This window comes from Modicisalibacter sp., from assembly GCF_055145905.1.
The window spans coordinates 103,980-125,651 of record NZ_JBSREH010000033.1 but is presented as its reverse complement, the minus strand read 5'-3'; the positions used below and the strand labels follow the sequence as shown (position 1 = coordinate 125,651).

20 protein-coding genes and 3 tRNA genes are annotated in these 21,672 nt (G+C 69.3%); 20 read left to right on the top strand and 3 right to left on the bottom strand.

Annotation, left to right across the window (positions count from 1 at the left end; genetic code table 11):
• Positions 1-69: 69 nt before the first annotated feature.
• The 9 genes from ACTCB7_RS10980 to ACTCB7_RS10940 all read left to right on the top strand — a co-directional run bounded on the left by ACTCB7_RS10980 (position 70) and on the right by ACTCB7_RS10940 (position 7,490).
• Positions 70-609 (top strand): CinA family protein, encoded by a 540-nt coding sequence (locus ACTCB7_RS10980; RefSeq protein ID WP_463006707.1) that lies wholly within the window; start codon positions 70-72, stop codon positions 607-609.
• A 120-nt stretch (positions 610-729) separates the two neighbouring features.
• On the top strand, positions 730-1,797 hold the full coding sequence (recA, locus tag ACTCB7_RS10975) for a recombinase RecA (RefSeq protein WP_224420125.1): 1,068 nt from the start codon (positions 730-732) through the stop codon (positions 1,795-1,797).
• A 9-nt stretch (positions 1,798-1,806) separates the two neighbouring features.
• Positions 1,807-2,265 (top strand): regulatory protein RecX, encoded by a 459-nt coding sequence (locus ACTCB7_RS10970; protein WP_463006706.1) that lies wholly within the window; start codon positions 1,807-1,809, stop codon positions 2,263-2,265.
• Positions 2,266-2,548: 283 nt separating this feature from the next.
• Positions 2,549-5,158, top strand: a complete 2,610-nt coding sequence (alaS, locus tag ACTCB7_RS10965) for an alanine--tRNA ligase (protein ID WP_463006705.1) — start codon at positions 2,549-2,551, stop codon at positions 5,156-5,158.
• Positions 5,159-5,272: 114 nt separating this feature from the next.
• Positions 5,273-6,523, top strand: a complete 1,251-nt coding sequence (locus tag ACTCB7_RS10960; protein WP_224420123.1) for an aspartate kinase — start codon at positions 5,273-5,275, stop codon at positions 6,521-6,523.
• A gap of 212 nt (positions 6,524-6,735) precedes the next feature.
• Positions 6,736-6,933, top strand: coding sequence for a carbon storage regulator CsrA (csrA, locus tag ACTCB7_RS10955; RefSeq protein WP_224420122.1), 198 nt, complete (start codon positions 6,736-6,738; stop codon positions 6,931-6,933).
• Positions 6,934-7,108: 175 nt separating this feature from the next.
• Positions 7,109-7,201, top strand: a tRNA-Ser gene (locus ACTCB7_RS10950).
• 24 nt (positions 7,202-7,225) lie between these two features.
• A tRNA-Arg gene (locus ACTCB7_RS10945) sits at positions 7,226-7,302 on the top strand.
• 111 nt (positions 7,303-7,413) lie between these two features.
• A tRNA-Arg gene (locus tag ACTCB7_RS10940) sits at positions 7,414-7,490 on the top strand.
• A gap of 174 nt (positions 7,491-7,664) precedes the next feature.
• On the opposite strand, the gene ACTCB7_RS10935 is transcribed toward ACTCB7_RS10940, so the two are convergent.
• The 3 genes from ACTCB7_RS10935 to ACTCB7_RS10925 form a co-directional block, all read right to left on the bottom strand.
• Positions 7,665-8,642, bottom strand: a complete 978-nt coding sequence (locus ACTCB7_RS10935; RefSeq protein ID WP_463006719.1) for a tRNA dihydrouridine synthase — start codon at positions 8,640-8,642, stop codon at positions 7,665-7,667.
• Positions 8,643-8,766: 124 nt separating this feature from the next.
• A complete protein-coding gene (locus ACTCB7_RS10930; protein ID WP_463006704.1) occupies positions 8,767-9,387 on the bottom strand; it encodes an IMPACT family protein in 621 nt (206 codons plus the stop codon).
• Complete coding sequence (locus ACTCB7_RS10925; RefSeq protein ID WP_463006703.1) at positions 9,387-9,860, bottom strand: LexA family protein; 474 nt, start codon at positions 9,858-9,860, stop codon at positions 9,387-9,389. The genes ACTCB7_RS10930 and ACTCB7_RS10925 overlap by 1 nt, the downstream gene beginning before the upstream one ends.
• Positions 9,861-10,032: 172 nt before the next feature.
• Here ACTCB7_RS10925 and ccmA point away from each other — a divergent pair, with 172 nt between their 5' ends.
• From ccmA to smc, 11 genes are all read left to right on the top strand, one after another.
• Entirely contained in the window at positions 10,033-10,665 is a 633-nt protein-coding gene (gene ccmA / locus ACTCB7_RS10920) for a cytochrome c biogenesis heme-transporting ATPase CcmA (RefSeq protein ID WP_463006702.1), read from the top strand.
• On the top strand, positions 10,665-11,363 hold the full coding sequence (ccmB, locus tag ACTCB7_RS10915) for a heme exporter protein CcmB (RefSeq protein WP_463006701.1): 699 nt from the start codon (positions 10,665-10,667) through the stop codon (positions 11,361-11,363). Before ccmA ends, ccmB begins: the two co-directional genes overlap by 1 nt.
• Positions 11,364-11,439: 76 nt before the next feature.
• Positions 11,440-12,168: a c-type cytochrome gene (locus tag ACTCB7_RS10910; RefSeq protein WP_463006700.1), complete on the top strand. Its 729-nt coding sequence runs from the start codon at positions 11,440-11,442 to the stop codon at positions 12,166-12,168.
• A gap of 50 nt (positions 12,169-12,218) precedes the next feature.
• Complete coding sequence (locus ACTCB7_RS10905; RefSeq protein ID WP_463006699.1) at positions 12,219-12,950, top strand: heme ABC transporter permease; 732 nt, start codon at positions 12,219-12,221, stop codon at positions 12,948-12,950.
• Between the two features lie 237 nt (positions 12,951-13,187).
• Complete coding sequence (gene ccmD / locus ACTCB7_RS10900) at positions 13,188-13,415, top strand: heme exporter protein CcmD (RefSeq protein ID WP_224416521.1); 228 nt, start codon at positions 13,188-13,190, stop codon at positions 13,413-13,415.
• On the top strand, positions 13,412-13,867 hold the full coding sequence (ccmE, locus tag ACTCB7_RS10895; protein ID WP_224416522.1) for a cytochrome c maturation protein CcmE: 456 nt from the start codon (positions 13,412-13,414) through the stop codon (positions 13,865-13,867). The genes ccmD and ccmE overlap by 4 nt, the downstream gene beginning before the upstream one ends.
• Positions 13,868-13,881: 14 nt before the next feature.
• The gene (locus tag ACTCB7_RS10890) at positions 13,882-15,864 is read left to right on the top strand and encodes a heme lyase CcmF/NrfE family subunit (RefSeq protein ID WP_463006698.1); all 1,983 of its coding nucleotides are present in this window, start codon (positions 13,882-13,884) and stop codon (positions 15,862-15,864) included.
• On the top strand, positions 15,861-16,394 hold the full coding sequence (locus tag ACTCB7_RS10885) for a DsbE family thiol:disulfide interchange protein (protein WP_463006697.1): 534 nt from the start codon (positions 15,861-15,863) through the stop codon (positions 16,392-16,394). Before ACTCB7_RS10890 ends, ACTCB7_RS10885 begins: the two co-directional genes overlap by 4 nt.
• Positions 16,379-16,855: a cytochrome c-type biogenesis protein gene (locus ACTCB7_RS10880; protein ID WP_463006696.1), complete on the top strand. Its 477-nt coding sequence runs from the start codon at positions 16,379-16,381 to the stop codon at positions 16,853-16,855. Before ACTCB7_RS10885 ends, ACTCB7_RS10880 begins: the two co-directional genes overlap by 16 nt.
• Positions 16,852-18,072, top strand: a complete 1,221-nt coding sequence (ccmI, locus tag ACTCB7_RS10875) for a c-type cytochrome biogenesis protein CcmI (RefSeq protein WP_463006695.1) — start codon at positions 16,852-16,854, stop codon at positions 18,070-18,072. Before ACTCB7_RS10880 ends, ccmI begins: the two co-directional genes overlap by 4 nt.
• Positions 18,073-18,164: 92 nt before the next feature.
• Positions 18,165-21,659, top strand: coding sequence for a chromosome segregation protein SMC (smc, locus tag ACTCB7_RS10870; RefSeq protein ID WP_463006694.1), 3,495 nt, complete (start codon positions 18,165-18,167; stop codon positions 21,657-21,659).
• Positions 21,660-21,672 lie beyond the last annotated feature (13 nt).

Sequence of the window (21,672 nt, the reverse complement as noted above, 5' to 3'; positions counted from 1 at the left end):
CGCCGGGGCGGCGCACGGGGGTGGCGGCATCTGCTAAGCTGACGGCGCATGCACGGGGGGAGAGATGCGGTGAATCGCGAGCAGACGTTGTCGCACCTGACGATCGGGGCGCTCGCCGAGCGCCTGCAGCGGTGCTGTCTGGAGCGGGGGGTGACGCTCACCACCGCCGAGTCCTGTACCGGCGGCGGGGTGGCCAGCGCCATCACCGATATCGCCGGCAGTTCGGCGTGCTTCGAGACCGGCTATGTCACCTATTCCAATGCCGCCAAGCAACGGCTGCTGGGAGTGCCGGCGGCGATCCTGGCCGAACGGGGCGCGGTCAGCCGCGAGACCGTCGAGGCGATGGTCGCCGGGGCCTGCCGGGAGAGCGGCGCCGACCTGGCGGTGGCGATCAGTGGCGTCGCCGGCCCCGGCGGCGGCAGTGCCGAAAAGCCGGTCGGCACGGTGTGGTTCGCGTGGGGCGACACCCGGGCCTGCCGCAGCGAATGCCGGCATTTCACGGGCGACCGCCGGGCCGTTCGCGAGCAGGCCGTGCACCGGGCGCTGAGCGGGCTGCTCGAGGCCCTGGGCGCGGCCGACAGCGGTGCGACGCGGGCGACGCAGGGATAGGCGAGCGCGGTTTTTTTCGTCATAATACTGGTCAATCATACAGTGTCGGCGGGCTGCGGTTCGCGGCTTGTCCCGCCCGGGTCGCCGGCGCTGCTTTCACGGGTTTTCAGGAGGCCTTTCATGGCACAGGACGACAATCGCACCAAGGCGCTCAACGCCGCGCTGTCCCAGATCGAGCGCCAGTTCGGCAAGGGTGCCGTGATGCGCATGGGCGACGCGCCCCGGGTGGCCATGCCGGCCGTTTCCACCGGCTCGCTGGGGCTGGACATCGCGCTGGGTATCGGCGGGCTGCCCTACGGTCGCGTGGTGGAAATCTACGGGCCGGAGTCCTCGGGCAAGACCACCCTGACGCTGTCGGTGATCGCCGAGGCGCAGAAGCAGGGCAAGACCTGCGCCTTCATCGACGCCGAGCACGCCCTCGACCCGAGCTATGCCGAGAAGCTCGGCGTCAACATCGACGACCTGCTGGTCTCGCAGCCGGACACCGGCGAGCAGGCCCTCGAGATCTGCGACATGCTGGTGCGCTCCGGCGGGGTCGACGTGATCATCGTCGACTCGGTGGCGGCCCTGACGCCGCGGGCCGAGATCGAGGGCGAGATGGGCGACTCCCACGTCGGCCTGCAGGCCCGCCTGATGTCCCAGGCGCTGCGCAAGATCACCGGCAACATCAAGAACGCCAACTGCATGGTGGTGTTCATCAACCAGATCCGCATGAAGATCGGCGTGATGTTCGGCAGCCCCGAGACCACCACCGGCGGCAACGCGCTGAAGTTCTACTCCAGTGTGCGTCTGGACATCCGCCGTACCGGCTCGGTCAAGCAGGGCGACGAGGTGACGGGCAACGAGACCCGCGTCAAGGTGGTCAAGAACAAGGTCTCGCCGCCGTTCCGCCAGGCCGAGTTCCAGATCCTCTACGGCAAGGGCATCTATCATGCCGGCGAGGTGGTCGATCTGGGCGTGCAGTGCAAGCTGATCGACAAGGCGGGCGCCTGGTACAGCTACCAGGGCAGCAAGATCGGCCAGGGCAAGGCCAATGCCGCCCAGTACCTCGAGGACAACCCGGCGGTGATGGAGGAGATCGAGAGCCAGATCCGCGCCCAGCTACTCAACACGCCGGAGCCCAAGGCCAAGGAAGGCGAGGCCGAAGCGGTCGAGACACCGCTCGAGGATCGTGACGAACTCATCTAGGCGGCCGTCATGACCCCGGATTCGCTTGCCACGCCGCGCGACGACGCCATCCGCCTGCTGGCGCGTCGCGAGTACGCCGCCGCCGAGCTGCGCACCCGCCTGACCGCCAGGGGCCATGAGCCGGCGGCGGTCGAGGCGGCCCTCGCCCGGCTGGCCGAGGAGGGGCTGCAGTCGGACGCGCGCTTCGTCGAGCACTTCGTGCGCAGCCGCATCCAGCGCGGCCAGGGGCCGGTCAAGATCCGCGCCGAACTCGGCCGGCGCGGCGTGGATGGCGCACTGATCGGCGCGGCCCTGGGCGACGCCGACTGCGACTGGCATGCACTGGCCTGCGAGGTGCTGGCCAAGCGCTTCGACGGTCCCGGTGACGGGGCCCGAGAGCGGGCGCGCCGCCAGCGCTTTTTGGCCGGGCGCGGCTTCGACGCCGACCAGGTTCACCACGCCTTGGCCCATGCCTGGCACGAAACCTGACTCCCTTCTTCGCCCGAGCCTGGGCGCCGGCCAACCCCGACGCCCCCTTTCTCACACGGGTCTCCTTCCCCGTCCCGATGCGACGCGGCATCGGCGCCCTCGCGCCGCCATTGACGGCGGCGTCTTTAGTCCCCCGCTGAACGCGTTATACTAGAGCGCCTTGCGACGGCTCAGGGCGGCCTGTTCCCGTCATCTTCCGGCTCGCTTCGCGCACGTTCGGTGTCGAGGCGTCGAGTGACTGCCATGGCCGCAGCGCCCTAACGCACATTGCCACGGATTTGCTATGAAAAGCGCAGATATCAGACAGGCCTTTCTGACCTTCTTCGAGGAGCAGGGCCACACCATCGTGCCGTCGAGCTCGCTGGTGCCGGAGAACGACCCGACCCTGCTGTTCACCAATGCCGGCATGGTGCCGTTCAAGGATGTCTTCCTTGGCCGTGATCCGCGCCCCTATGTCCGCGCGACCTCGGCCCAGCGCTGCGTGCGCGCCGGCGGCAAGCACAACGACCTGGACAATGTCGGCTACACCGCGCGCCACCACACCTTCTTCGAGATGCTGGGCAACTTCAGCTTCGGTGACTACTTCAAGCGCGAGGCGATCCGCTTCGCCTGGACCTTCCTCACCGAACGCCTGGGCCTGCCGGCCGACAAGCTGTGGGTCACCGTCCACGTCAGCGACGACGAGGCCGAGCGCATCTGGAAGGACGAGATCGGCGTCGATCCCGAGCGCTTCTCCAAACTCGACGAGGACAACTTCTGGCAGATGGGCGACACCGGCCCCTGCGGCCCGAGCTCGGAGATCTTCTTCGATCACGGCCCCGAGGTGTGGGGCGGCCCTCCCGGCAGCCCGGAAGAGGACGGCGACCGCTACATCGAGATCTGGAATCTGGTGTTCATGCAGTACGATCGCGATGCCTCGGGTACCCTGACGCCGCTGCCCAAGCCGTCGATCGACACCGGCATGGGACTCGAGCGCATCGCCGCGGTGATGCAGGGCGTGCACTCCAACTACGAGATCGACCTGTTCGCCAACCTGCTCAAGGCGGCGGCGGAGATCATCGGCCACGATGACATCACCACGCCCTCGCTGCGGGTGATCGCCGACCACATTCGCTCCTGTGCCTTCCTGATCGTCGACGGCGTGCTGCCCTCCAACGAGGGGCGCGGCTACGTGCTGCGCCGGATCATCCGCCGCGCGGTGCGCCATGGCCACAAGCTCGGCGCCCGCGAGCCGTTCTTCCACAAGCTGGTGGCGGCACTCGACGCCGAGATGGGCGGGGCCTACCCGGAGCTGAGCAAGGCTCGCGAGCAGATCGAGAAGGTCCTGCTCAAGGAGGAGGAGCAGTTCGCGCGCACCCTCGACCACGGCATGGGCCTGCTCGAGGCGGCGCTGGGGGAACTCGACGGCGAGGTGCTGGCCGGCGAGACCATCTTCAAGCTCTACGACACCTACGGCTTCCCGTTCGACCTGACCGCCGACATCTGCCGTGAGCGTGGCGTGACCCTCGACGAGGCGGGCTTCGAGCGCGAGCTCGAGGCCCAGCGCGAGCGGGCCCGGGCGGCCAGTCAGTTCGGTGCCGACTACAGCGCGGCGATCGAGGTGGAGGGTGAGACCGCCTTCACCGGCTACGACCGGCTCGAGGACGAGGCGCGGATCACCGCGCTGGTCGATGGCGAGGGCAATGCGCTGGCGGCGCTGGAGGCTGGACAGAAGGGGGTGGTGGTCCTCGATCGCACCCCCTTCTACGGCGAGTCGGGCGGCCAGGCCGGCGACACCGGTTATCTCGAGGCCGACGGTGCGCGCTTCCAGGTGACCGACACCCAGAAGCAGGCCGGGCATCATCTGCACCACGGGGTGATGGTCGAGGGCGTGCTCGAGGTCGGCGGTCACGTCGCCCCGCGGGTGGATGCCTCGCTGCGGGCGGCGACCATGCGCAACCACTCGGCCACCCACCTGCTCCACGAGGCGCTCAAGCGGGTGCTGGGTGACCACGTCCAGCAGAAGGGCTCGCTGGTCACCGCCGAACGGCTGCGCTTCGACTTCAGCCACTTCGAGGCGCTGAGCGCCGAGCAGCTGGCCGAGGTAGAGGCCATCGTCAATCGCGAGATCCTCGCCAATGCCGCGACGGGCATCGAGCACATGTCGCTCGACGAGGCGAAGGCGCGCGGTGCCGCGGCGCTGTTCGAGGCCAAGTACGGCGAGGATGTGCGGGTGCTGACCATCGGCAGTGACGGCTTCTCCGTCGAGTTGTGCGGCGGCACCCACGTGGCCCGCAGTGGCGACATCGGCGCCTTCCACATCCTCGCCGAGACCGGCATCGCCGCCGGTGTGCGTCGCATCGAGGCGGTCACCGGCGAAGGCGCGCTGGCCTACTTCCGCGATCAGGAGGCGCGTCTGGCGCGAATCGGCGAGCGCCTTCGCGCCAAGCCCGAGCAGGTGGAATCGCGCATCGATGCCCTGCTCGAGCGCAACCGGACGATGGAGAAGGAGCTCGAGCGGCTCAAGGCCAAGCTGGCCAGCGCGGCCAGCAACGACGTGCTCGCCGAGGCTCGTGAGGTGGCGGGCGTCAAGGTACTGGCCAAGCAGCTCGAGGGTGTCTCCGGCAAGGAATTGCGCACCCTCATGGACCAGCTCAAGAACAAGCTGGGCTCCGGCATCCTGGTGCTCGGCGTGGCCGATGCGGACGCCGGCAAGGTCAGCCTGATCGCCGGGGTCACCGATGACCTGACCGGACGGGTCAAGGCCGGGGCGTTGGTCAATCATGTCGCCGGGCAGGTCGGCGGCAAGGGCGGCGGGCGCGCCGACATGGCCCAGGCCGGGGGCAGTCGCCCCGAGGCCCTGCCGTCGGCCCTGGCCGGCGTGCCCGACTGGGTCGCCCAGCAACTGGGCTGAGTGTTTCGCAAGGGCCGCGTGGCAGGATGTCACCGGCCCTTTCTCATGGTCGGGGCCGTGCGCTCCGGCCGGCGAAGGGTTTTCCATTCATGTTCCAACACGGATAGGCAACTCATGGCGCTATACGTACAGAAATTCGGCGGTACCTCGGTGGGCTCGGTCGAGCGCATCAAGGCCGTGGCCGAGAAGGTCAAGCGGTTCCGTGACGAAGGCCATCAGGTGGTCGTCGTCGTCTCGGCGATGAGCGGCGAGACCAACCGGCTGGTCGGGCTGGCCAACGAGATCAACGACGAGCCCACGCCGCGCGAGATGGACATGCTGGTTTCCACCGGTGAGCAGGTCACCATCTCGTTGATGGCCCTGGCCCTGCACAAGCTGGGCGTGCCGGCGACCTCGTACACCGGTTCGCAGGTGGGCATCCTCACCGACAGCGCCCACACCAAGGCGCGGATCCAGCGCATCGAGACCGATGAGATGCGCGAGGACCTGAACGACGGCAAGGTGGTCGTGGTCGCCGGCTTCCAGGGCGTCGACGAGGAGGGCAACATCACCACGCTGGGTCGCGGCGGCTCCGACACCACCGGGGTGGCGCTGGCCGCGGCGCTCCAGGCCGATGAGTGCCAGATCTACACCGATGTCGACGGCGTCTACACTACCGACCCGCGGGTGTGCTCCCGGGCCCGGCGCCTCGAGCGCATCACCGTCGAGGAGATGCTCGAGCTGGCCAGCCTGGGCTCCAAGGTCCTGCAGATTCGCGCCGTCGAGTTCGCCGGCAAGTACAATGTGCCGCTGCGTGTGCTGTCCAGTTTCGAGGATGGCCCCGGCACCCTGATCGTCGCTGATTCAGATGAAGAAGAGGATTCCATGGAAGAACCGCTGATCTCCGGTATCGCCTTCACGGCCAATGAAGCCAAGCTCACCCTGCTCAACACGCCGGATATCCCGGGGGTGGCCTCGAAGATTCTCGGCCCGATCGCCGATGCCAATATCGAAGTGGACATGATCGTCCAGAACGTGGCGCCGACCGGCAATTACACCGACTTTACCTTCACCGTCGCCAAGAGTGACTTCAAGCAGACCCAGCGGATTCTCCAGAATGAGGTGATTCCGGCGCTGGGCGAAGGGGAGCTGCGCGCCGACGACAACATCGCCAAGGTCTCCCTGGTCGGGGTCGGCATGCGCTCCCACGCCGGTGTCGCCTCCAAGATGTTCCGCGTGCTGGCCGAGGAGAACGTCAACATTCGCATGGTGTCCACCTCGGAAATCAAGATCTCGGTGGTGATCGACGAGAAGCACATGGAGCTGGCGGTTCGTGCCCTGCATGAAGCCTTCGGACTCGACAAGGATCGCGTGGAAAGCGAGTGAGCCATGCATAGGACCCGCAAGTGGTTCTACGCTGTAGGGGTGTAAGGATACACACGGTCCATAGCAGGGCTTTCATTCAACGTGACGATGAGGTCTCATTGGCCGCGTTGTTGGCCCGCAAGGAGCGTTTGGCGCATAATCAGCGCCGCGCTTCTTCTATGGACCATAGCTGTTGCGCACCCCGTTGGAAGAAGTCTGAAAGGAGATCAGCCATGCTCATCCTGACCCGCCGAGTCGGCGAGACACTCATGATCGGTGACGAAATTACCGTCACCGTGCTGGGGGTCAAGGGGAACCAGGTCCGAATCGGCGTCAACGCACCGAAGAACGTTTCCGTGCATCGCGAGGAAATCTATCAGCGTATTCAGCGCGAGCGGACGGAAAGCGACAGCGGAGAGGTCGAAACCTGATCGAGGCGGGGGATCGCGAGTCAGTCAGCATGATCGGCGTTACCCCGCAATTTCGATCTCTCGGAGCAGCAGGGAGCCTGTCGCATGGCCCCACCGCCGGACCGCCGACAGAAAAATTGCCACAAGGGTGGACAAGGCCCAGTAAAATCGGTAATCTACGCGCCGTGTTGATGAGGGAGAGATGGCCGAGTGGCTGAAGGCGCTCCCCTGCTAAGGGAGTATAGGGTTTATAGCCCTATCGAGGGTTCGAATCCCTCTCTCTCCGCCATTCAACATGTGAAGACGGTAGTGAGCGCCCGTAGCTCAGCTGGATAGAGTACCTGACTACGAATCAGGTGGTCGGAGGTTCGAATCCTCCCGGGCGCGCCATCTTCTCCGGTCGAACGCATCCGTGATGCGGAACGTTCACCAAAGACGCCATGACGCCGTCACAGAAGTTGCGTCATCGACATCGCTGACTTGATGTCGACAATCTGTAAAGCGCCCGTAGCTCAGCTGGATAGAGTACCTGACTACGAATCAGGTGGTCGGAGGTTCGAATCCTCCCGGGCGCGCCAGAATTGCATCCGCCCTCCCTCCCGGGAGGGCGGATTTCGTTGGTAACCGCGTTTTTCCTTGGCAGCTGATGGTCTGCCGGCGTCGCGAGCCGGTACCCTGTAGCGGTCGTCTCGAGGCGCGTCGCATTCTGCGGCGCGCCTCTTTTTTTGCCACCGGCCGGGCCCGGGCGGGGTTCAGACGGCCAGCGTGGCGGCTTCGTGGTGCGCCTGGGGCGATTCGCGGCAGGGAGCCTGCAAGCCGGCGAGAAACGCATCCAGCCGCGTCTCGCGGCGCAGGGTCGCGAAGCGCCGGGCCGCCTCGGCATCGCGGCCACGCATGATGTTGAGCCACTGCTTGAGCAGCGACACCACCACCTTTTCCGGCAGGTTGCGGCGCTGGTAGTCGGCATAGCGGCACAGCACCTCGGCGCGGGCCTGCCAGGGCGTGGCGGGCAGGCACTCGCCGCTGCGCTGCCAGTGGCGGATGCGGCGCGGCAGCAGCGGGTCGGCGAGCACGGCCCGGCCCAGCATCACATCCTCGCAGCCCGACAGGCTGCGAGCCTTCCAGTAGTCGGCCAGGCTCCAGATATCGCCGTTGGCGATCACCGGGATCGTCAGCCGCGAGCGGATGCGGGCGATCCATTCCCAGTGGGCGGGCGGCCGGTAGCCTTCGTTGCGGGTGCGCGCATGCACCACCAGGTGGCGGGCGCCGCCGTCCTCCGCCGCCCGGGCGCAGGCCAGGCCCAGCTGCTTGTCGGCAAAGCCCAGGCGGATCTTGGCGGTCACCGGGATGGCGCCCTCCACGGCGCCGGCCACCGCGGCGACGGCGCGCTCGACCCGCCGCGGGTCGCGCAAGAGGCTGGCCCCGCCGTCATGGCGATTGACGGTCTTGGCCGGACAGCCGAAGTTCAGGTCGAGGCTGGTGGCGCCGAGCGCGAGGGCCTGGCGGGCGTTGGCGGCCAGGGCCTGCGGGTCCGAACCCAGCAGCTGCAGGTGGACGGGGACGCCGGCGGGGGTAACGACGCAGGACTGGCGCAGTTCGGGGCAGTGCTTGTAGAAGACCCGCGGCGGCAGGCGCGCGTCGACCACGCGTACGAATTCGGTGACCGTCCAGTCCAGCCCTTCCTCTCGGGTGAGCAGGTCGCGGGTGACGGCGTCGATCACGCCTTCCATGGGGGCCAGGCCGATCCGGCCCGGATAACGTAAAGCCTGCACCGGCGAGTGCCTCCTGCCGCAACATCGGGGCGCGCTAGTCTAGCAGGCGGCGCGCGCTTGGCGGGAGGGGCGAACGGGCTTTTCAGGGGACGTCGAGCAGGCTCAGGCGCCCCTTGAGGCGGGATTCGAGTTCGGCCAGCTCCACGGGCGACTCGCTGGGCCAGCCGACGGTGAGCACCACGCCGTCGGCGGCATAGTCCGCCTGCTCGACGGGAATGGCCTGTTCGCCGAGCCAGCCGCGTGCCTGGGCCTCGCCGGCGAAGTCGACGCGCAGGCGCAGCGGACGGCGCGCCGTGAAGGTTGCCAGCGGCAGGTCCGCCAGCGCCTGCTGTACCGCCTGGGAATAGGCGCGCACCAGCCCGCCGGTGCCGAGCTTGGTGCCGCCGAAATAGCGGGTGACCACGCAGCCGATCTGGCCGATGCCGCTGCCGTCGAGCACCTGGAACATCGGGCGGCCCGCGGTACCGCCGGGTTCGCCGTCGTCGGAAAACCCGATCGCCGTCTGCTCGCCGGGCGGGCCGGCGATGAAGGCGCTGCAGTGGTGACTGGCGTCGGGGTACTGCGCCCGGGCCGCGCCCAGCAGCCGCTCGAAGGCCGCGATGTCCGGGGCATGGCACAGCCAGGCGATGAAGCGGCTGCGTTCGGTCTCGATCTCGTGGCGGTGCACCGCGTCGGGCGCGAGGGCGGGAATCGGGTACGCCATCAGGCGGCGACCTCCGATCGGCGCATCACGCCCATCACCAGCCCCAGGACCTGGATATCATCGTTCTTCAGGTAGATCGGCGGCATGGTCGCGTTGGCCGGCTGCAGGCGCACCCCGCGCTTCTCGATATAGAGCTTCTTGAGCGTGACCTCCCGATCGTTGATCAGCACCACGGCGGTCTCGCCGTTCTCGGCGCTCTCCTGGCGCTCGATGATGATGATGTCGCCGTCGTGGATGTTGCAGTCGATCATCGAGTTGCCGCGCACCCGCAGGGCGTAGGTGTTGCGGCGCACCATGCGTGAGGGAATCGACACGCTGTCGCGATCGGGGCAGGCCTCGATCGGCAGCCCGGCGGCGACCTGGCCGAGCAGCGGCACCTCGACCAGGTCGGTGGCGTCGAGCGTTTCCCAGGCGGCATCGTTGAGGGGCAGGTTGGGCAGGCGTTGCAGGTAGTGTGGCTGAGCGGACTGCATGACCGTCTCCATCGGCTGCGACGTGGGGCCGGGCGAAGCGTCTTCTGGCGCTGCCGCCCGGTGGCCAGAGCATCATAGCAAGCGCGGCAGGGACGGCAAACGCCGCTTCGCGGCTGGCTGCCAACGGCGCTTTCGGGGTAAAGTGCCGGGCGAATTCGTGCGGGAGAACGTCGTGACATTTCGTCTCGAGGCCCGGGGGCTGGCCTGTGAACGCGATGATCGATGGCTGTTTCGTGATCTCGACATCGGCGTCGGCCCCGGGGATGTGGTTCGTGTCGAGGGGCCCAACGGCAGCGGCAAGACCACGCTGCTCAAGCTGCTCGCCGGCCAGCTGCCGCTGCAGGGCGGCGAGCTGTGCTGGAACGGCGACTCCCTGCGCCGGGCCCGTCCGGCCTTTCTCGCCAACCTGCTCTACCTGGGGCACGCCCCGGGCATCAAGCCGGCGTTGAACGCCCTCGAGAACCTCGCCTGGTATCAGGCCCTGCACGGCGAGCCCGGCAGCCACCGGGCGCGCCTGGCCGCGCTCGAGACCCTGGGGCTGGCCGGTTTCGAGGAGGTGCCGGCGGCCCAGCTTTCCGCCGGGCAGCAGCGGCGCATCGCCCTGGCGCGGCTGACGCTCTCGCCGCGCCTGCTGTGGATTCTCGACGAACCGTTCACGGCCATCGATCGCCAGGGCGTGGCGGCGCTCGAGGACGCCCTGTGGAACCATGCGGCGGCCGGCGGCGCGGTGCTGCTGACCACCCATCATGAACTGCACGCGCGCGGGGCGCTGACCCGCGTGGACCTGAGCAAGGCGGGCGACTGATGCAACCCCGAACCTCCGTCGCCGGCCTGGGGCCGGCCCTGCTGGCGACGCTGCGCCGGGACCTGACCGTGGCGCTGCGTCGCCGCGGTGACCTGGTCAATCCGCCGGCCTTCTTCGCCCTGGTCATCACGCTGTTTCCGCTGGGTATCTCGCCGGCGCCCGAGCAGCTCGCCGCCATCGCCCCCGGGCTGCTGTGGGTGGCGGCGCTGCTGGCCACCCAGCTCTCTCTGGATGCCCTGTTTCGCGGCGATCACGAGGACGGCAGCCTCGAGCAGCTGCTGCTCGCGCCCCAGCCGCTGGCGGCGCTGGTGCTGGCCAAGGTGGCGGTGCACTGGCTGCTGACCGGGCTGCCTCTGGCGCTGATGGCACCATTGCTGGGCTTGCTGCTGTCACTGCCGTCGGGCAGTTACGGCGTGCTGGCGGTCTCGCTGGCGCTGGGCAGTGCCACGCTCAGCCTGATCGGGGCGATTGGTGCGGCACTGACCGTGGGCCTGGCGCGGGGCAGCGTGCTACTGTCGCTGCTGGTGTTGCCGCTGACCATCCCGGTGCTGATCTTCGGCGCCGGCGCCGTCCAGGCCGCGGCGCTGGGCGGGGATTTCGCGCCGCCCCTGGCGATGCTGGGCGCGCAGCTGGCCCTGGCGTTGATGCTGGCGCCCTGGGCGATCGCCGGCGCACTGCGCATCAGTATTCACGGTTAGGCCGGTTGCCCGGGGCGAGGCAAGGGGAGCCGCCAGTCGAGTGACCCATCAGGAATCCGACGTACGAGGACAAGGCATGTCATATCGAACCCCCGCGCTGTGGCTGGCGGGTGCCGGCCTGGCCGTCGCTCTGGGAGGCGGCGCGCTGGTCGTCTTCGGCGGCTATTACAATGTTGCCGCCAGCGATGAGCATACAGCCCCCGTCGAGTGGCTGCTGCACACGACGATGGAGAATTCGGTGGCCCGGCGGGCCGAGGGGATCGACGTGCCCGATCTCGACGATCCCGAGTCCATCGCCCGCGGGGCCGCGTCCTACGAGGCCATGTGCAGTGCCTGCCACCTGCGGCCCGGCATGGAAGATACCGTGCTGCGTACCGGCATGAATCCGCTGCCGCCGGATCTGACGCAAGGCTCCCACCTGTCTCCCGCCGAGCAGTTCTGGGTCATCAAGAACGGTATCAAGATGTCGGGGATGCCGGCCTGGGGCGCTTCGCATGACGATGAAGCGCTGTGGGAGCTGACGGCCTTTCTGCAACAGCTTCCCGGCATGAGCGATGCGCGTTATGACACGCTGGTGAAGGGGCCGGAGCGGGAAAGCGATACGTCACACCCGGCGACCGGGGGCGACGGGCATGACCACGAGCATGGTGAAATGAGCGCCATGATGGGCGAGCCGGAAACCGGCACCGGAACGGATGACGGGCACGATCATACACATGGCGACGACAATCACACCGGCGAGAATGCCCCGATGCCCGACGAGGCCGCGACACACCACCAGGAGGATGAGCCGCACGCCCATTGAGCGGTCCCCGGCGTGATGGCCCGACGCGAGGGTTTCGATTGATGAATGCAATGATACGGTGGCTGCACGGCGTCACGTCGCCCAGAACCTTCTATGCCCTCGCCGGGCGCTGGCAGCCGTGGCTGTGGGCGCTGGCGATCCTGCTGCTGGGCGCGGGCGCCGTCTGGGCGCTGCTCTTCGCGCCCGCCGACTACCAGCAGGGCGACAGCTTTCGCATCCTTTACGTGCACGTGCCGGCGGCGATCCTCGCCCAGTCGTGCTTCGTGCTGATGGCCGTGGCCGGGGCGATCTTCCTGATCTGGCGCATCAAGCTCGCCGACATGGTGGCCACGGTGATCGCGCCGTTCGGCGCGGCCATGACCGGCGTGGCGCTGTTCTCCGGCTCGGTGTGGGGCGTGCCCACCTGGGGCACCTGGTGGGTGTGGGACGCGCGGCTGACCTCGATGCTGATCCAGCTGTTTCTCTATCTGGGGGTCATTGCGCTGCGCGGCGCCTTCGCCAGCCGCGACGGCGGCGCCCGGGCGGCGTCGCTGCTGACCCTGGTCGGCGTGATCAACATCCCGATCATCAAGTATTCGGTGGACTGGTGGAACACCCTTCACCAGCCGGCCACCTTCACCTTGACCGACCGCCCGGCGATGCCCGCCGAGATGTGGCTGCCGCTGGCGGTGATGGTGCTCGGCTTCTACGCCTACTTCGTCGCGCTGACGCTGACCCGCACGCGCAGCGAGATCCTGCGCCGCGAGGGACGCAAGCGCTGGGTGCTCGAGCTGGGGAGCTGATCGGGGCGGTCGCTGCCAGCCGCGGTCGGCCGGCAGGGCATCGCCGTTGGCTTTGACGAGGACGCCGTCGGCCCAGCCCGAGTCATGGTTCATCTATCGGCAATAGCCCCGAGTCGGCCTGGGCTTGATCAAAAATGGCGACAATGGTTGTATACACTTTAAAGCCGATAAATGTATACACTTGTGGTATTCGGTAGCCGTCACCCCTGACCCGCGCGGTCGCACCGCGAGACAACCATGGCCTTCGAGTCGCTGAACGCATTCCTGAACATGGGCGGTTATGCCCCCTACGTCTGGCCCGCCTGGGGCGTGACCCTGGCGGTGCTGGTCGGCGGCGGCCTGCAGGCCGTGATCGAGCATCGTCGCCGGCTGCGGGAGCTGCGCCGTCGGCAGCGGCGCGCGGCGGCGGACGCCGCCCCACGGGAGGCCGTGCCCACGGAAGGCCGTCCCACGAGGTTCCCATGACGCCCGCGCGTAGGCGCCGCCTGGGCGTGCTGCTGGCGCTGGTGGTGCTGGCGGCCGTGGCCGCCGGCCTGCTGGGCTACGCCCTGCGCAGCAACATCAATCTCTTCTTCAGCCCGTCGCAGGTCGCCGCGGGCGAGGCGCCGGTCGGCCGCCAGATCCGTGCCGGGGGCATGGTCGAGACGGGCAGCGTGGCGCGCGATGCCGACAGCCTGGCCGTGACCTTCACGGTGACCGACTTCCAGGCCTCGCTCGAGGTCGCCTATCAGGGCATCCTGCCCGACCTGTTCCGCGAGGGGCAGGGCGTGGTGGTGGTCGGCAGGCTGGCCGACGACGGCGTCCTGCAGGCCGATCAGGTGCTGGCCAAGCACGACGAGAACTACATGCCGCCGGAAGTCGCCGACGCGCTCGCGGCGGCCGGCAAGTCACCCGCCGACTATCGGCGCACCGAGTAGCCCGGAGCCGTCGCATGCTTCTCCCGTTCATCCCGGAAGTCGGCCATTTCGCCCTGATCCTGGCGCTGATGATGGCGCTGATCCAGGCCGGGGTGCCGCTGGCCGGGGCGGCGACCCGGCGTCCGCTGTGGATGGCCTACGCCCGGCCGATGGCGCTCGGCCAGTTCGCCTTCCTGCTGGTGGCATTCGCCAGCCTCATGGCGAGCTTCCTGCTCGACGACTTCAGCGTCGCCTATGTCGCCAACAACGCCAACTCGCAGTTGCCCTGGTACTACAAGGCCACCGCGGTATGGGGTAGCCACGAGGGCTCGATGCTGCTGTGGTGCCTGATGCTGGCCGGCTGGGGATGCGCCGTGGCGGGGCTGTCCCGGCGCCTGCCCGCGGCCCTGATGGCGCGCGTGCTGGGCGTGATGGGGCTGGTCGGCAGCGGCTTTTTGCTGTTCGTGCTGCTCACCTCCAATCCCTTCACGCGGCTGTTGCCCAACGTCCCCGGCGAGGGCGCCGACCTCAACCCGCTGCTCCAGGATGTCGGCCTGATCATCCACCCGCCGATGCTCTACATGGGCTACGTGGGCTTCTCGGTGGTCTTCGCCTTCGCCATTGCCGCACTGCTCGAGGGCCGCATCGATGCTGCCTGGACCCGCTGGGCGCGCCCCTGGACCAACGTCGCCTGGGCGTTTCTCACCGTGGGCATCGCGCTGGGCAGCTGGTGGGCCTACTACGAGCTGGGCTGGGGCGGCTGGTGGTTCTGGGACCCGGTGGAGAACGCCTCGCTGCTGCCCTGGCTGGCGGGTACCGCGCTGCTGCATTCGCTGGCGGTGACCGAGAAGCGCGGCAGCTTCAAGAGCTGGACGGTGCTGCTGGCGATCTTCACCTTCTCGCTGTCGCTGCTGGGCACCTTCCTGGTGCGCTCCGGGGTGCTGACCTCGGTGCACGCCTTCGCCAACGACCCGACACGCGGCGCCTTCATCCTGATCCTGCTGGGGCTGACCGTGGGCGGCGCGCTGACCCTGTTCGCCCTGCGTGCGCCGCGGGTCTCCCAGGCCGTCACCTTCGGCTGGCTGTCCCGCGATGCGCTGCTGCTGGTCAACAACATCCTGCTGGTGGTGATGACCGTCACGGTGCTGCTGGGCACGCTCTACCCGCTGATTCTCGACGCCCTGGGGCTGGGCAAGGTCAGCGTCGGTCCGCCGTACTTCAACGCCCTGTTCGTGCCGCTGACGGCACTGCTGTGCCTGTTCATGGGGCTGGGGCCGGTGGCGCGCTGGAAGCGCATGCCGGCTCGCGAGCTGTGGCGGCGGCTGGCCGGGGCGGCGCTGGGTGCGGTGGTGCTCGCCGCGCTGGCGCCGCTCGTCTATCACGGCCGCTGGAATCCCGGGGTGTCGCTGGGGCTGCTGCTGGCCCTGTGGCTGGTGCTGTCGCTGGCCCGCGACCTGGTCGACAAGCTGCGCCACGCCCGCTCGCTCGGCGCCGGGCTGCGTCGGCTGGCGCCGGCCTACTGGGGCATGCAGCTGGGTCACCTGGGGCTGGCGGTGACCATTGTCGGCGTGACCGTGGTCTCGAACTACAACGTCGAGCGCAATGTGCGAATGGCGGTGGGTGACCGGGTCGAGGTCGCCGGCTACACCTTCGCCCTGCGCTCGCTGGGCAAGCGGCGCGGGCCCAACTACGTCGCCGACGTCGCGACCCTCGACGTCAGTCGCGACGGCGAGTCGCGGTTCACCCTGCATCCCGAGAAGCGCCTCTACCTGGCGCGGCGCATGCCGATGACCGACGTCGCCCTGCGCCCGGGCCTGCTGCGGGATCTCTACGTGGCGATGGGCGAGGACCTGGGCGACGGCGCCTGGGCCCTGCGCATCCAGTACAAGCCGTTCGTGCGCTGGCTGTGGCTGGGTGCGGCGCTGATGGCCGCCGGGGGCGTGCTGGCGGTGGCGGATCGCCGCTATCGCCGCGGCCGCGAGGCGCTGCGGCGCAACGACGAGGTGACGGCATCATGAAACGACGCCTGGTTCGGCTGATCCCGCTGGCGCTGTTCGCGGGGCTGGCGGTCTTTCTCTATCGCGGGCTGGGGCACCATCCCGACGACCGCGAGTCGGCACTGATCGGCCGTGAATTTCCGGGCTTCTCGCTGGCCACCGTCGCCGACCCGGACGTTCGCCACGATGCCTCGCTGCTCGCCGGCGAGGTCACGCTGGTCAATGTCTGGGGGGCCTGGTGCCCGACCTGCCGCGAGGAGATGCCGCAGCTGCTGACGCTCGCCGAGCGGGGCGTGCGCCTGGTGGGGGTCGACTACAAGGACACCCGGGAGGCTGCCACGGACTTCTTGACCACCTTCGGCGATCCCTTTGCCGTCAACCTGTTCGACCCGGCGGGCTCGCTGGGCTTCGATCTCGGTGTCTACGGGGCGCCGGAGAGCTTCCTGGTCGATCGCGAGGGCATCATTCGCTACCACCACACGGGCTATATCCGGCCCGAGGACGTCGAGCAGGAAATCCTGCCCCGGGTGCAACGATGGCGCAACGACTGATCCGGGCGATGTGGCTGGTCGGGCTGGTGGTGCTGCTGGGCGTGGCCTCGGCGGCCTCGGCGACCATCGAGGTGCGCGACTTCGACGATCCGCAGCTCGCCCGGCGCTACACGACGCTGACCCACCAGCTGCGCTGCCCCAAGTGCCAGAACGAGACCATCGCCGCCTCCGCCTCGCCGATCGCCGCGGACATGCGTGAACGCGTCGCCGCGATGCTCGAGGCCGGGCGCAGCGACCGCGAGATCCAGGACTTCCTGGTGCAGCGCTTCGGCGAATACGTGCTCTACCGCCCGCGTCTGTCGCCGCGCACCTGGCTGCTGTGGGGCGGGCCCTTCGTGCTGCTGGGGCTGGGCGGCGCGATCCTGGCCTGGCGGGTGAGGCGCCGGACGACGCCCCGGACGCTCGATGCCGCGGAGCGCCGGCGGCTGAATTCGCTGCTCGACCGCGAGGAACGCCCATGATCGTGCTGTGGCTGCTGCTGAGCCTGATGCTGATGCCGGCGGTGTGGCTGGTGTGCCGGCCGCTGTGGCGTGCCCGCCTCGAGCGGGCGCCTGTCGACGAGCCCGTCCATACGGCCGAGAACGTGGCAGCCTATCGCCGGCGCCTGGCGCGGCTCGATGCGGCCCGACAGCGCGACGCGCTGGATGCCGAGCGCTACGCCGAGGAACGCCTGGCGCTCGAGCGCGGCCTGCTGGACGATACCGGCGAGCGCGCGCCGCCGCGCTGGCGTTCGCCGCTCAGCGGCCGCTGGCTGGTGCCCGTCCTGGCCGTGGCGCTGGTGGCCGGCAGCCTGGGCCTGTACCGCCAGCAGGGGGCCGTGGGCGACCTGGCGCTGTACACGGCCATCCAGTCGGTGCGCAATACACCCGGCGCCACGCCCGCCGAGCTCGTCGCCCGGCTGGAAGCCCAGGCCGAGCGCCAGCCCGACAACCCCAAGGTGTGGCTGACGCTGGCGCCGCTGTACCGCGATGCCGGGCGGCTCGACAAGGCGATCGACAGCCTGCGCCGGGCCATCGCGCTGACGGGACGGCGTCCCGCGCTGCTCGCCCGGCTGGCCCAGCTCGAGTTCTTCGCCGCCGGGCGCACCCTGACCGACGAGGTCCAGTCGCTGATCGACGAGACGCTGTCCCGGGACCCGCGCCAGCCGATCGTGCTGGGTCTGCTGGGCGTGGCGGCCTTCGATGGCCAGCACTACGACCGGGCCATCGACTACTGGCGCCGGGCCATCGCCGGCTACGACGATGACGCCGCGGTGGCGGCGCTCAAGCGCGGCATCGCCATCGCCCGGCAGCGCCAGGGCGAGCCGGGCAAGGCCCGCGAGGGCAGCGCCGCGAGCCTGCGGGTGCGCGTCAGCCTGGCTGACAGTCTGCGCGAGCGGGTCGGGCCCGACGACAGCGTGTTCGTGGTCGCGCGCGACATCGACGGCAAGCTGCCGCCGCTGGCCGTCGAGCGGCTGCGGGTGGCGGATCTGCCGCACACCGTCACCCTCGACGATGCGGACGCCATGACGCCCCGCGCACGCCTCTCCGCTGTCGAGCGGGTGCGCCTGGTGGTCAGGGTCTCGAAGCAGGGCCAGGCCGCCCCCCGTCCCGGCGACCTGGTCGGCCGGCTGGGGCCGGTGACACTGGCGGACGATACCCCCGAGCAGGCCCTGCGCATCGACCGCGTCGTCGAGTGAGCGCTCGCGAACGATCAGCGCTTGGGCCGTGCCGGCGGGTTGGGTAGACTCTGGCCACTTCGATCGTTGGCAACGAGGGCCTCCCGCAGCGCATGCGTCTCAAATCGATCAAGCTGGCCGGCTTCAAGTCGTTCGTCGACCCCGTGACCGTGCCTTTCGACGGCAACATGACGGCGATCGTCGGCCCCAACGGCTGCGGCAAGTCCAACGTCATCGATGCGGTGCGCTGGGTGATGGGCGAATCCTCGGCCAAGACCCTGCGCGGCGAGTCGATGACCGACGTCATCTTCAACGGCTCCACCGGGCGCAAGCCCGTCGGTCAGGCCTCCATCGAGCTGCTCTTCGACAACCGCGACGGCAGCATGGGCGGGCCCTACGCCCAGTACGCCGAGATTGCCGTCAAGCGCCAGGTCAATCGCGACAGCCAGTCCACCTACTTCTTCAACGGCCAGAAATGCCGTCGTCGCGATATCGCCGACCTGTTCCTGGGCACCGGCCTGGGGCCGCGTTCCTACGCGATCATCGGCCAGGGCATGATCTCGCGGCTGATCGAGGCACGTCCCGAGGAACTTCGCTCGACGCTCGAGGAGGCCGCGGGCATCTCCAAGTACAAGGAGCGCCGCCGCGAGACCGAGAACCGCATGCGCCGCACCCAGGAGAACCTCGAGCGCCTCGACGATATCCGCGAGGAGCTCGACAAGCAGCTCGAGCGACTCAAGCGTCAGGCCGAGGCGGCGCGCCGTTACCAGACCCTCAAGCAGGAGGAGCATCGCCTCAAGGGCGAACTGGCACTGCTGCGCGGCCGCGCCCTGCGCGCCCAGCAGACCGAGCAGGAAACCCGTGTCCGTGAGCTCGAGACCCAGGTCGAGCGCGAGATCCTCGGCCAGCGCGAGTGCGAGACCCGTCTGGAGGAGGCGCGCCTCGAGCACGACCGCCTGGCCGAGCAGCTCGAGGGCCATCAGGCGCGTTTCTACGAGACCGGGGCGGCCATCGCGCGGCTCGAGCAGCGCCTCGAGCACGCCCGCCATCAGGAGCAGCAGCTGGCCCGCGAGATCGAATCGGCGCGTCGCGAGCTGGCCGAGCTGGACCGCCTCGGCGAGTCCGACGGCGAGCGGCTGACCCAGCTCGACGCGCGGCTGGAGACCCTGGGGCCCGAGCAGGAGAGCGTGGCCGAGTCGCTGGCCGAGCTGGAGGCCGCCCTGGAGGAAGCCGAGGCCGCCCACGAGGCCGCCCAGGCGGAATGGCAGGACTTCCAGGAGCGCGACAGCCAGGCCACCCACGAGGCCGAACGCGCCCAGGACAGCGTGCGCCATCACGAGCAGTCGCTCGAGGCCCGGGGCCGGGAGATCGAGCGGCGGCGCCAGCAGCTGGCCGAGCTGCCCGACGACGCCGCACTGCGCGAACGCCGCGAGGAACTCGCCGAGCAACTCGCCGACATCGACCTCGAGCTCGAGACGCTGGAAACCCGACGCGATGCCCTGCAGGCCGAGCGTGACGAGGGCCGTGAGGCACTGCGCGCGGCCGAGACCGAGCGCGAGACCCAGCGCGAGAGCCGCAGTCGCCTGCAGGGCGAGATCGCCTCGCTGGACGCCCTGCTCGCCGCCGGCCTCGACGATCAGGACGCCGCGCTGAACGACTGGCTGGCCGATGCGGGGCTCGATCAGGCACCGCGCCTGGCCGAACGCCTGCAGGTGGCGCCGGGCTGGGAACGGCTGGTCGCCTGGGTGCTGGGGGCCTGGCTGCATGCCCGGCTGCTGCCCGAGCTGCCCCGTCAGGCGCTGGCCCGGGGGCTGGAGAGTGGCGAACTCAGCCTGGTGGCCGCCGACGCCGGGAGCGCGCCGCCGGGCACCCTGGCCGAGAAGACCGGAGGTGCCGGAGCGGCCGGTGCGCTGCTGGCGCGGGTGTACTGTGCCGACGACCTCGAGACCGCCTGGGCCCGCCTGCCCGCGCTGGCGCCCGACGAGAGCGTGATCACCGCCGACGGCCTGTGGCTGGGCGATGGCTGGGCGCGGCGTCTCGGCCTCGAGGACGGCGAGACCGGGGTGATCGCCCAGCGGCAGCGGCGCGAGGCGGCGGGCGAAGAGCTCGAGGCGGCCGCCGCACGGCTCGAGACCTGCGCGCAGCGGGTCGAGGCGCTGCAGGCCCGGGATGCCGAGCTCGAGCGGGCCCTGGAACAGGTGCGCGTCGGCGAGCGCGACCTGACCGAGCAGCGTCAGCAGGCGGCGCTGGCCGAGGCGAATCTGGGAGCCAAGCTGTCCCACATCGAGGGGCGGCATGGGGAACTCGCCGAGGAGATCGCGGGTCTTCAGGAGCAGCGCGAGACGCAGGCGCTCGAGCTGGAGAGCGCCCGGGAGCGCTGGCAGGCGGCCATGGAAACCCTCGAGGCCGGCAGCGAGCGGCGCGAGGCGCTCGACCGGCGTCGCCGCGAGGCCCAGGAGGCGCTGGCCGGGCGCCGCGCCCGGCTGCGGCCCCTGCAGGAGCGCTCACAGCAACTGGCGCTCGAGGATCAGCGGCTGCGTACCGAACGCGCCGGGCTGCTCGAGCAGCGCGGGCGGGGCGACGAGACCCGCACCCGGCTCGAGGACAAGTGCGCCGAGCTGGAGGCCAGCCGCGAGACGCTGCGCGAGCCGCAGGACGAGGATCGTGAGCAGCTCGAGGAACTCCTCGACCGCCGCACCCGCGAGGAGCGCGCGCTCAACGCCTGTCGCGACGAGGCGGCGCGGCTCGGCGAGACGCTGCGCGAGACCGAGCTGGCGCGCCAGCAGCACGAGCGCAACCTGGAGGGCATCCGCCAGCGGCTGGAAGAGGGGCGCATGCAGGTGCAGGCGCTCAAGCTCAAGGCCGACGCCCAGGACGAGGCGCTCGGCGAACTGGGGCATCGGGCGGCCGATCTCGAGGCCGAGCTCGATCCCGACGCCACCGAATCGGCCTGGCAGGGCCGGCTCGAGACGGTGGGCGAGCGGATTCGCCGGCTGGGTGCCATCAACCTCGCCGCCATCGAGGAGTACGACCAGCAGGCCGAACGACGCGACTATCTCGAGGCGCAGCATGCCGAGCTCAGCGAGGCACTGGACACCCTGGAGCGGGCGATCCGCAAGATCGACCAGGAAACCCGCACCCGTTTCAAGGAAACTTTCGAGCGGGTCAACGCCGGTTTCGGCGAGCTTTTTCCACGGGTTTTCGGCGGCGGAACGGCGTGGCTGACGCTGACCGGCGAGGATTTGCTGGAGACGGGCGTGGCGATCATGGCGCGTCCGCCGGGCAAGAAAAACAGCACCATTCATCTGCTTTCCGGTGGGGAAAAGGCGCTGACGGCTCTGTCGCTGGTGTTCGCGATCTTCCAGCTGAACCCGGCGCCGTTCTGCATGCTCGACGAGGTCGATGCGCCACTGGATGATGCCAATGTCGGCCGCTATGCCAAACTGGTCAGGGACATGGCCGAGAGCGTGCAGTTCATCTATATAACGCACAACAAGATCGCCATGGAGGCCGCCGATCGGCTGATGGGGGTCACCATGCAGGAGCCGGGGGTGTCGCGCCTGGTGGCCGTCGGTGTCGAGGAAGCCGCCGAGTTGGCCGAGGCGTGAATCCGATGATCCG